Genomic DNA, 10,215 nt, shown 5'->3' with positions numbered 1-10,215 from the left:
GCCGGCAATGCTACCAGCTCATCAGCCGGATGAACGCCCTTCATTGCCAGCCAGCGTGTATCGGCGTCGCCCAAATGGCGAGTCCAGTTGGTGAAGTTCTCCATGCTGCTGAACGCCCGGGAAATGATCCCGTTGAACGGTTGCGCAGGCTGGAAAGCTTCGACACGACTGTGGATAACTTGCAGGTTATCCAGTTTGAGTTCGAGTTTGACCTGAGTCAGGAAGCGGGTTTTCTTGCCGTTGCTGTCCAAACAGGTCACTTGCGAGTCCGGGTACAGAATCGCCAACGGGATCCCCGGCATGCCGCCGCCGCTGCCGACGTCGAGCCAACGACCGTTTTCGATGAACGACATCACGCTCAGACTATCGAGCAAGTGCCGCGAAACCATTTCGTCCGGATCACGCACCGCGGTCAGGTTGTAGGCCTGGTTCCATTTGATCAACAGGGCCAGATAACCCAACAGCAATTCGTGCTGGGTTTCAGTGAGGTTGACACCGAGCTCGCGGGCTCCTGTGGATAACTCTTCGGCGTGTTGCGAAGTGACCTTAGAACTCAAGCGCTTTGCTCCAACTGACGGCCCGCGCCGCGTTTTTTCAAATGAATCATCAACAGCGAAATCGCTGCCGGGGTCACGCCCGGGATCCGCGAAGCCTGGCCAAGCGTCTCTGGTCGAGTCGCGCCGAGCTTGCTCTGGATCTCCTTGGAGAGACCGGAAATGTTGGTGTAATCGATATCCACAGGCAATTTCGTGTCTTCACTGGCGCGCAGACGGGCGATTTCGTCCTGTTGACGGTCGATGTAACCGGCGTATTTGGTCTTGATTTCAACCTGCTCGGCAACCTGTGGATCTTCGGCGCCGTTGCCGGTCACTTCGACCAGACCAGCGTAGTCGATTTCCGGACGGCTCAAGAGGTTGAGCAAGTTGTATTCGTGAGTCAGTGGCGTACCGAATTTTTCGGCAATCGCATCGCCCTGCTGCGTATTCGGGCGAACCCAAGTGCTTTTCAGGCGCTGCTCTTCGAGTTCGATGCTTTCGCGTTTCTTGCAGAAGGCCGCCCAACGCGCGTCATCGACCAAGCCGAGTTCGCGACCTTTTTCGGTCAGACGCAGGTCGGCGTTGTCCTCGCGCAGGATCAGGCGGTACTCGGCACGGGAAGTGAACATGCGGTACGGCTCTTGGGTACCGAGGGTGATCAGGTCGTCGACTAACACGCCGATGTAGGCTTCATCGCGACGCGGGCACCAGGCTTCTTTGCCCTTGGCGCGCAGTGCGGCGTTGGCGCCAGCGAGCAAACCTTGCGCGCCAGCTTCTTCGTAACCGGTGGTGCCGTTGATTTGCCCGGCGAAGAACAGACCGCCGATGACTTTGGTTTCCAGGCTGTACTTCAGATCGCGCGGATCGAAGTAGTCGTACTCGATCGCATAACCCGGACGCACGATGTGTGCGATTTCCATGCCGCGAATCGATTGCACGATCTGCAATTGCACGTCGAACGGCAAGCTTGTGGATATCCCGTTCGGATACAGCTCATGGGTGGTCAAACCTTCCGGCTCGATAAACACCTGATGGCTTTCCTTGTCGGCAAAGCGGTGGATCTTGTCTTCGATCGACGGGCAATAGCGCGGGCCGATGCCTTCGATTTCACCGGCAGCGGAATACATCGGCGAACGATCGAGGTTCGCGGCGATGATTTCGTGGGTGCGGGCGTTGGTGTGAGTAATCCAGCAGCTGACCTGGCGTGGATGCTGTTCTTTGTTGCCCATGAACGACATCACCGGGATCGGCGTATCACCGGGTTGCTCGGTCATCACCGAGAAATCCACAGATTTGCCATCAATACGCGGCGGTGTGCCGGTTTTCAGGCGCCCGACACGCAGTGGCATTTCACGCAGACGGTGTGCCAGGGCGATCGACGGCGGATCACCGGCACGGCCGCCGGAAAAATTCTGCAAACCGATGTGGATAAGTCCACCGAGAAACGTACCGGTGGTCAACACCACGGAATCGGCGAAGAACCGCAGACCCATTTGCGTGACAACACCACGGACTTGTTCCTGCTCGACGATCAGGTCGTCAGCGGCTTGTTGAAATATCCACAGGTTCGGCTGGTTTTCCAGAATTTCGCGGACAGCGGCCTTGTACAGAATCCGGTCAGCTTGCGCACGGGTCGCCCGTACGGCTGGGCCTTTGCGGCTGTTCAACACGCGAAACTGGATGCCGCCCTTATCCGTAGCCATGGCCATCGCGCCGCCGAGGGCGTCGATTTCCTTGACCAGATGGCTTTTGCCAATGCCACCGATGGCCGGGTTGCAACTCATGGCACCGAGGGTTTCCACGTTATGCGTCAGCAACAGGGTTTTTGCCCCCATACGTGCTGAGGCCAGTGCTGCCTCGGTACCGGCCTGACCGCCGCCGATGACGATCACTTCAAACCGGGAAGGGAAATCCACCACGCACCTCGTGCCTGCTTAAGTAGGTAATTCAGGAATAGTTTGAGATCAGGTTTTTGAACCTGGTCGACAAGTATAGGGACATCGCCCTTCCTAAAGAACCCTTTGCACAAAATTTAACCAGCTGTGGAGAACTCAAGGTTAAAAGAATAAAAAAGAGAGAAATTTATAAAACCTTTGTTTTTATGTTTATTTCTACTGAGCATCATTTCTGTGGATAGATCTCTGCAGGCCTTTATATTCAATATGTACAGAGATTCAAAACCCTGTGTTCATGTGCCAATGAGGGCCTTGGATAACCAGTTTAAGCCTGTGGATGAAAGGGGTGGTTATCCACAGAGGGGTTTATATCCAGTTTTGAAGCCCTGTTATCAACTGCCCTTAGTGGCAGTTATTCACAGGGCTTAATCCACAGAAAATCGATAAAACGGCGTTTCGAGGCGCAAAAAAAATCGCCAACGAGGGTTCGCTGGCGACAAGGAAGCCGATGGAGGGAAGTGCGAGGGCTATTGTGAGAGGACGTAACAGAGGCTAATAATAGGCATTATCATTAACTCGCCCAATTTTCCTATGTCCTTACCCGCCCACACTGCTGCGATCGAGCAAATCTACGAGCAACACCATTCGTGGCTATACGGGTGGCTCAAGGGAAAATTGCATGACGCCTGCGATGCCGCCGATGTCGCGCATGACACGTTCGTGCGGATTCTGGCGGCGCGCAATGCCGCACAGATTCGTGAGCCACGGGATTATCTGGCGACCATTGCACGCGGTCTGGTCATTGATCGTTATAGAAGGCAGGCCATCGAAGCCGCGTATTTGCAGACCCTCGCGGCTCGACCGGAAGCCACCGCCATCAGCGAGGAAGACAAGGCGCTGATCATCGAAACTCTGGTCGCTGTGGATAAAGCCTTGGCCGGGCTCGGCGCCAGAAGCCAACAAATCTTCATGCTCTCGCAAATCGATGGCCTGACTTATCAACAGATCGCTTTGCAGCTGAAGGTTTCGCTGACCACGGTGAAGAAGCACATGATCCGCGCGCTGACGGAATGTGCCCTGATCATGGCGCAACGTTGATGGCCATCGCCCCCAATCGCCAGATCTTCGAAGCGGCCGCCAGTTGGTACGTGCAGTTTCAGGCGGATCCGCCAACGCTCGCCGAACAAAAGGCCTGGCAGTTGTGGATAGATAGCGACCCGGCGCATCTGGCGGCGTGGAACCAGATGGAGCAATTGCAGCGCCACCTCGGCACGCTGCCACAGGATCTGAAACGTCGCGCATTAAATACCGGTCAGCAACGTCGCCAAGTGCTGAAATTGTTGCTGCTCGCAGCGGGGACGGGGTTTGTAGGTTGGAATGTTCAGCAACACACTTCCTTCGGAAATGTCTGGGCCGACTATAAAACCGGCGTTGGTCAGCGTCGCAATATCACATTAGCGGATGGCAGCCAGATTCAACTCAACACCGACACTGCGATTGATGTGTCTTTCGACCCGGCGCAGCGGCTGATTCGCCTGCGCTCTGGCGAGATCCTCATTCAAACCGGAAAGCTGGGTGATCAACGGCCCTTTTTCGTCGAAACCCGGGATGGCCGGATTCAAGCACTCGGCACTCGTTTCTCCGTTCACCAGCTATCGAGTTCTACCCGAGTTGGAGTGCTGGAAAACCGGGTCAGTGTTCAGCCCGGTGATACTTCAACGGCCGCTAAAATCTTGCAGGCAGGCGAAGGCGCTGATTTTGATCGTCAGCACATAGGCCTCATTCATCCGTTCAAATCCTCCGAAGTGGCGTGGATCAACGGCCAATTGATCGTTCTCGATGCACGCTTGGGCGATGTGATTGAAGAATTGGGCCGTTATCGCAGCGGGGTTTTGCAATGCGACGCGCGTGCCCGGGAGCTGCGGGTTTCCGGGACATTCCGCCTCAATTCAACTGACGCAGTCTTGGCCAATCTACAGGCCTCGCTGCCGATCAACGTGCGCTATTTCACTCGTTACTGGGTCTCGATCAGCCACAACGTTTGAACGAAATTTCGCTTGGGCAAAATAAATCGACAACAGGGTTATCTTTTTTTGCCCTGACCCGGCCCTACAGGTAATCGCGATAAACGCGGCTCTTTGCCACCTTCAGGGCTTATCCACCCATGCGTCTTCCCACGTTTCGTCAGCGTTTTTCCTACCACTGCATTGCTTACAGCCTACTGATGACCAGCGCCGCGTCCTGCCTGGTGATTAGCCATAACGCCGTCGCTGCATCGGCCACTCAGCGTTATGCGATTGCAGCGGGCCCTCTGGACAATGCACTGAGCCAGTTCGCCTCGGCCGCCAACGTAATTCTGTCGTTCTCGCCGCAACAGACCAGCCGTTTGCGCAGTGCCGGGTTGAACGGCAACTTCACCGTCGACCAAGGTTTTGCCCAACTGCTGCAAGGCTCAGGTTTGCAAGCCGTACCGCAGGCGCCGGGCAGTTACATTCTGCAGGCGCTGCCAAACGGTGATTCGCTGGAGCTGGCCCCGACCAACATCAATGGTCAGTTGGCCAACCCGATGAATCTGGATTACGCGGCGGACGTCGGATACAAGGCGCAGAACAGTCGAATCGGTACGAAAACCAGTACGCCTTTGTCGGAAACGCCGCGCTCGGTGTCAGTCGTCACCGCCCAGCGCATGAAAGATCAGAAATCTCAGACACTCACTGAAGTACTCGGCTACGTGCCGGGGATCTTTGCCCCACCGTTCGCCGCCGGCGACAGTCTGGCTGGAGACCTGTTCTATATTCGCGGTTTCAACGCCACCGATTATGGCTACGGTCTGTTGCGCGATGGACTACGCGTCCAGGGCAATCGGTACGACACCAGCACCGAGCCTTACGGACTTGAGCGGGTCGAGATTTTCCGCGGCCCGTCTTCTCTGCTGTATGGGGAGAACGCACCGGGCGGCCTGGTCAATCTGGTGAGCAAACGCCCAACCGCCGCACCGCAAGGCGAAGTGCAATTGGGTTATGGCTCGAACAATCGCCGGCAGATCGGCGTCGATGTCTCCGGCCCGCTCAATGACAGCGGCAACGTACTCGGACGCGTGGTGATGCTTGGCCGCAAGTCCGACACCCAGACCGATCACGTTCCGGACGACCGTATCTACATCGCGCCATCGCTGACTCTGAATTTCGACGATTACAACACACTGACCCTACTGGCCAACTATCAGAAGGATCACACCAACATGGAACTTGGCCTACCGGCCGCCGGGACTTTGCTGACCAACCCCAACGGCAAGTTATCCAAAGGCACCATGCTCGGCGACCCGGACTGGAACACCTTCGAACGGGAAACCTGGAGCACCGGTTACGAGTTCAGCCACTCGTTCAACGACGACTGGCAGTTCCGCCAGAACTCGCGCTACATGCAGTCGCGCATTACCCGCCACGAAACCTGGCCGGGCAACCTCAACAACGCCGGGTTTGGCACACGCCTGAACATGACGGCCTACGATCGCTTCAACAAATCGATGGTGTATTCGCTGGATAACCAGCTGGAAGGCAAATTCCAGGTCGGCGGTCTGGAGAACACCGTGTTGTTCGGCGCCAGCTACGACCGCACCTCCTTTAATCAGGACTGGAACGCTGGCATTGTCGGGCCGATCGATGTGTATAACCCGGTGTACCTGCGCGACCCGACCACACCGATTGCGGTGCAAAACACCTTGCTGGAACAGCAGATGAAAGGGGTTTATGCACAGATCCAGAGCAAGTACGACCACTGGCTGTTCCTGCTCGGTGGCCGTCAGGATTGGGTCGACAGTGATTTTCGCGACAAGGTCGCTCAGTCGAGCGACATCAGCTCCGAGGACAAGAAGTTCACCTATCAGGGTGGCGTGATGTACCAGTTCGACAATGGCATGACGCCGTATGTCAGCTACTCGACCTCGTTCGTGCCGGTTCAGCAGATTTCCAATGCCGGCGCGCCACTCGATCCGATTACCAGCAGCCAATACGAAGTGGGCCTGAAGTACGAACCGATCGGCTGGGACACTGCTTTCACTGCATCGGTGTATGACCTGCGTAAAAAAGACGACACCTACTTCGACGCCTCTACATCGAGCTATCGCCAAGTGGGTGAAAGCCGTTCCAAGGGTGTGGAACTGGAACTCAACAGCAACCTGACCCAGAACCTCAACGTCACTGCGGCTTATACCTACACCGACGCGCGAATCACCAAGGATGCCGCGACGTCATTGGTCAAAGGCCATCAAATGACCGGCGTGCCACGTAATCAGGCTTCGGTCTGGGCGAAATACCGTTTCCTCGATGGCGACTTGAAAGGTTTGTATGTGGGCGGTGGTGTGCGTTACTTCGACAGTGCCTTCGCGTACACCTCGCCTTCTCTCTACGGAAAGCTGGATGCCGGCGACGTCACTTTGGTGGATGCGGCCATCGGTTATCAGATCGATACGCACTGGAGCGTCGACCTGAATGCGAAGAACCTGTTCGACAAGGAATATGTGTCGGGTTGCAACGACGCGGGTCGTTGCTATTGGGGTGAGGATCGCACTCTGCTCGGTACAGTTTCCTACAACTGGTAAAACGAAAAAGGGTCTGTGGATAAATTGTCCACAGCCCCTTTTTGTCATTTGCCGATACAGAAACTGGAAAAGATTCGTCCCAACAGATCATCAGAGCTGAAAGCCCCGGTGATTTCGCCGAGAGAGTGCTGGGCCTGGCGCAAATCCTCCGCCAGTAACTCTCCGGCGCCAGCCAAGGTCAGCTGGGCGCGGCCGTGTTCCAGCGCAGCACTGGCGTGGCGCAAGGCCTCCAGATGCCGGCGACGTGCACTGAAACTGCTTTCCGACGTCTGCTCGTAACCCATGCAGGCTTTGAGATGATCGCGCAACAGATCCAGACCTTCACCGGCGGATTTGGCGCTGAGACTGATGGTCACGTGCCCGTCTTCACTGGTTTCCAGAACAATGGCTTCGCCGGTGAGGTCGGCTTTATTGCGGATCAAGGTGACTTTCGCCGGATCCGGCCGGGTTTCGAGGAATTCTGGCCAGAGGGCAAACGGATCCAGCGCTTCCGGCGCAGTGGCGTCGACTACCAGCAACACCCGATCAGCTTCGCCAATGGCTTTCAATGCGCGCTCGACGCCGATCTTTTCCACATGATCATCGGTATCACGCAGGCCAGCGGTATCGACAACGTGCAACGGCATGCCGTCGATGTGGATATGTTCACGGAGGATGTCGCGAGTGGTGCCGGCGATCTCTGTCACGATTGCCGCTTCGCGACCGGCCAACGCATTCAACAGGCTGGACTTGCCGGCGTTCGGACGGCCGGCGATTACTACGGTCATGCCATCGCGCAGCAAGGCACCCTGCCCGGCTTCGCGCAGCACTGTGGATAATTCATCACGCACTTTGTCGAGCATGCTTAGCACATGGCCATCGGCGAGGAAGTCGATTTCTTCTTCCGGGAAGTCGATGGCGGCTTCGACGTAGATGCGCAGACCGATTAACTGTTCGGTCAAGTTATGCACACGCTGGGAAAACGCCCCCTGCAGAGAACGCAGCGCGTTGCGCGCAGCCTGTGCAGAACTGGCTTCGATCAAATCGGCAATCGCCTCGGCCTGGGCCAGGTCGAGTTTGTCATTGAGGAAGGCGCGTTCGCTGAATTCACCCGGACGCGCCAGACGGCAGCCCAGTTCCAGGCAGCGTTTGAGCAACATATCCAGGACGATCGGGCCACCGTGGCCCTGCAATTCCAGAACGTCTTCGCCGGTGAACGAATTAGGCCCCGGGAAATACAGCGCCAGACCTTCGTCCAGCACCTGTTTGTCGTCCGTTAAAAAGGGGCCGTAATGGGCGTAACGCGGTTTCAGTTCGCGACCGCTGATGGCTTTCGCCGCAACACTGGCCAACGGCCCGGAAATACGGACGATGCCCACCCCCCCACGGCCTTGAGCAGTGGCGACGGCGGCGATGGTTTCACGAGGTACGCTCATTAACCGGAATCCAGACAAAAATGACAGATAGCAAAACGCCCCACTAGGGGGCGTTTTGAGTGGTTATCCACAGTGTAAATCAAGCGGCTGCTTTGGTAGCCCGTTCGATCTTACGTGTGATGTACCACTGTTGGGTGATGGACAGGCAGTTGTTCACAACCCAGTACAGCACCAGACCCGCCGGGAACCACAGGAAGAAGAAGGTGAAGATGATTGGCATCATTTTCATGACCTTCGCCTGCATCGGATCCGGAGGAGTCGGGTTCAACTGCTGCTGGATAAACATGGTTGCGCCCATGATGATCGGCAGAATGAAGAACGGATCCTTGATCGACAGGTCAGTGATCCACAGCATGAACGGCGCCTGGCGCATTTCCACGCTTTCCAGCAGAACCCAGTACAGCGAAAGGAAAACCGGCATCTGCACGAGGATTGGCAAGCAACCACCCAGCGGATTGATCTTCTCTTTCTTGTACAGCTCCATCATGGCTTGCGACATTTTCTGCCGGTCATCGCCATGTTGTTCTTTCAGTGCAGCCAGTTTCGGTGCAACGGCACGCATACGCGCCATCGATTTGTAGCTGGCAGCCGACAGAGGGAAGAAAAGACCCTTGATCAGCATGGTCAGGAAGATGATCGACCAGCCCCAGTTACCAACGATCGCGTGGATGTGTTGCAGCAACCAGAAGATCGGTTGAGCAATGAACCACAGAATGCCGTAGTCGACGGTCAGTTCCAGACCTGGGGACAACTGCTTCAGCACAGCCTGGCTTTTCGGACCGGCGTACAGCACAGCGCTGGTTTCAACTTTGGCACCTGGTGCAGCGGTCAGTGTTGGACCGGTGTAACCGATGATGTAGTTGCCTTTGCTGTCTTTACGGGTCTGAACGACGTTGTTTTCGCCCTTCGCCGGAATCCACGCGGTCACGAAGTAGTGTTGCAGCCAGGCTACCCAACCACCGGTGACGGTTTCTTTCAGCTGCGCCTTGTCCATGTCCTTCATGGACACTTTCTTGTACGGCTCCGAACTTGTCCACAGGGCGGCGCCCAGGTAAGTCGCGGTGCCAGTAGCAGTAGTGGACGAAGGGTCAGCGCTGTTATCACGCTTCAACTGAGCAAACATTGCGCCGTTCCAGGGCTGAGCGCTCTGGTTATCCACAATGTAGGAAACGGCTACGTCGTACAGGCCGCGTTTCAGGGTGAAACGCTTGATGTAATTGACGCCGTCCTTGCTGAACTTCAGGTCTACGACCAATTGGTCCTGACCGTCAGCCAGTTGATAAGTCTTCTTCTCCGAGGAGTAGACCGGACGACCGGCCGGGTTTGCGTCCGGGCCGTTGGTGCCGATCAGACCGCTTTGGGCCAGATAAACACGTTCGCCGCCGTTATCGAACAGCTGGAACGGAACATCAGGACGATCCTGACGACGTGGATACAGAGGCAAGGTCAGTTGAGCAACATCACCACCTTGTGGATCGATCGCGAGATCGAGCACGTCGGTTTTGATCTGGATCAGATCCTTGCTGGCGGCTACCGGTGTTTCGGCAGGTGCGCTGGTATCGCTAGCGGCGCGTGGAATATCGTCACTGGCGGCAGCATTATTGCCAGTGGCGGTGTCCGGCAAACCGGATGTAGTCGTACTGGAAGCAACATTCTGAGTCGGCAAAGCAGCCTGACCATAGTCCTGGTTCCATTTAAGAACCATAACGTAGGCCACGATTGCCAGGGCGACGATCAGGATCGTGCGTTAGATATCCATGATTACTCGG

7 protein-coding genes are annotated in these 10,215 nt (G+C 56.3%); 3 read left to right on the top strand and 4 right to left on the bottom strand.

Annotated features, from left to right (window positions below; translation table 11 throughout):
* Together rsmG and mnmG are read right to left on the bottom strand one after the other, a co-directional pair.
* On the bottom strand, positions 1-557 hold a 557-nt coding region (rsmG, locus tag ACIP1X_RS26065; protein WP_400755712.1), incomplete at its 3' end, for a 16S rRNA (guanine(527)-N(7))-methyltransferase RsmG.
* Positions 554-2,452 (bottom strand): tRNA uridine-5-carboxymethylaminomethyl(34) synthesis enzyme MnmG, encoded by a 1,899-nt coding sequence (gene mnmG / locus ACIP1X_RS26060; protein ID WP_400755711.1) that lies wholly within the window; start codon positions 2,450-2,452, stop codon positions 554-556. The genes rsmG and mnmG, both read right to left, overlap by 4 nt.
* A 570-nt stretch (positions 2,453-3,022) precedes the next feature.
* On the opposite strand from mnmG, the gene ACIP1X_RS26055 reads away from it, so the two are divergent.
* The 3 genes from ACIP1X_RS26055 (at position 3,023) to ACIP1X_RS26045 (ending at position 7,031) form a co-directional block, all read left to right on the top strand.
* Positions 3,023-3,529, top strand: coding sequence for a sigma-70 family RNA polymerase sigma factor (locus ACIP1X_RS26055; RefSeq protein ID WP_053125292.1), 507 nt, complete (start codon positions 3,023-3,025; stop codon positions 3,527-3,529).
* The gene (locus tag ACIP1X_RS26050; protein ID WP_400755710.1) at positions 3,529-4,476 is read left to right on the top strand and encodes a FecR domain-containing protein; all 948 of its coding nucleotides are present in this window, start codon (positions 3,529-3,531) and stop codon (positions 4,474-4,476) included. The genes ACIP1X_RS26055 and ACIP1X_RS26050 overlap by 1 nt, the downstream gene beginning before the upstream one ends.
* Positions 4,477-4,595: 119 nt before the next feature.
* Positions 4,596-7,031: a TonB-dependent siderophore receptor gene (locus ACIP1X_RS26045; protein ID WP_400755709.1), complete on the top strand. Its 2,436-nt coding sequence runs from the start codon at positions 4,596-4,598 to the stop codon at positions 7,029-7,031.
* Positions 7,032-7,075: 44 nt separating this feature from the next.
* Here ACIP1X_RS26045 and mnmE read toward each other — a convergent pair whose 3' ends face one another.
* Both mnmE and yidC read right to left on the bottom strand, forming a co-directional pair.
* Positions 7,076-8,446 carry a tRNA uridine-5-carboxymethylaminomethyl(34) synthesis GTPase MnmE gene (mnmE, locus tag ACIP1X_RS26040; RefSeq protein ID WP_400755708.1) on the bottom strand — a complete coding sequence of 457 codons (1,371 nt, stop codon included), beginning with the start codon at positions 8,444-8,446 and terminating at the stop codon, positions 7,076-7,078.
* A gap of 79 nt (positions 8,447-8,525) precedes the next feature.
* Positions 8,526-10,187 (bottom strand): membrane protein insertase YidC, encoded by a 1,662-nt coding sequence (yidC, locus tag ACIP1X_RS26035; RefSeq protein WP_400755713.1) that lies wholly within the window; start codon positions 10,185-10,187, stop codon positions 8,526-8,528.
* Between the last annotated feature and the right edge of the window lie 28 nt (positions 10,188-10,215).

Source organism: Pseudomonas sp. NPDC088885 (assembly GCF_044750025.1).
GTDB lineage: Bacteria > Pseudomonadota > Gammaproteobacteria > Pseudomonadales > Pseudomonadaceae > Aquipseudomonas > Aquipseudomonas rustica.
Note: the sequence above shows the minus strand (reverse complement) of the source record. Positions and strands in the feature narration are given on the sequence as shown.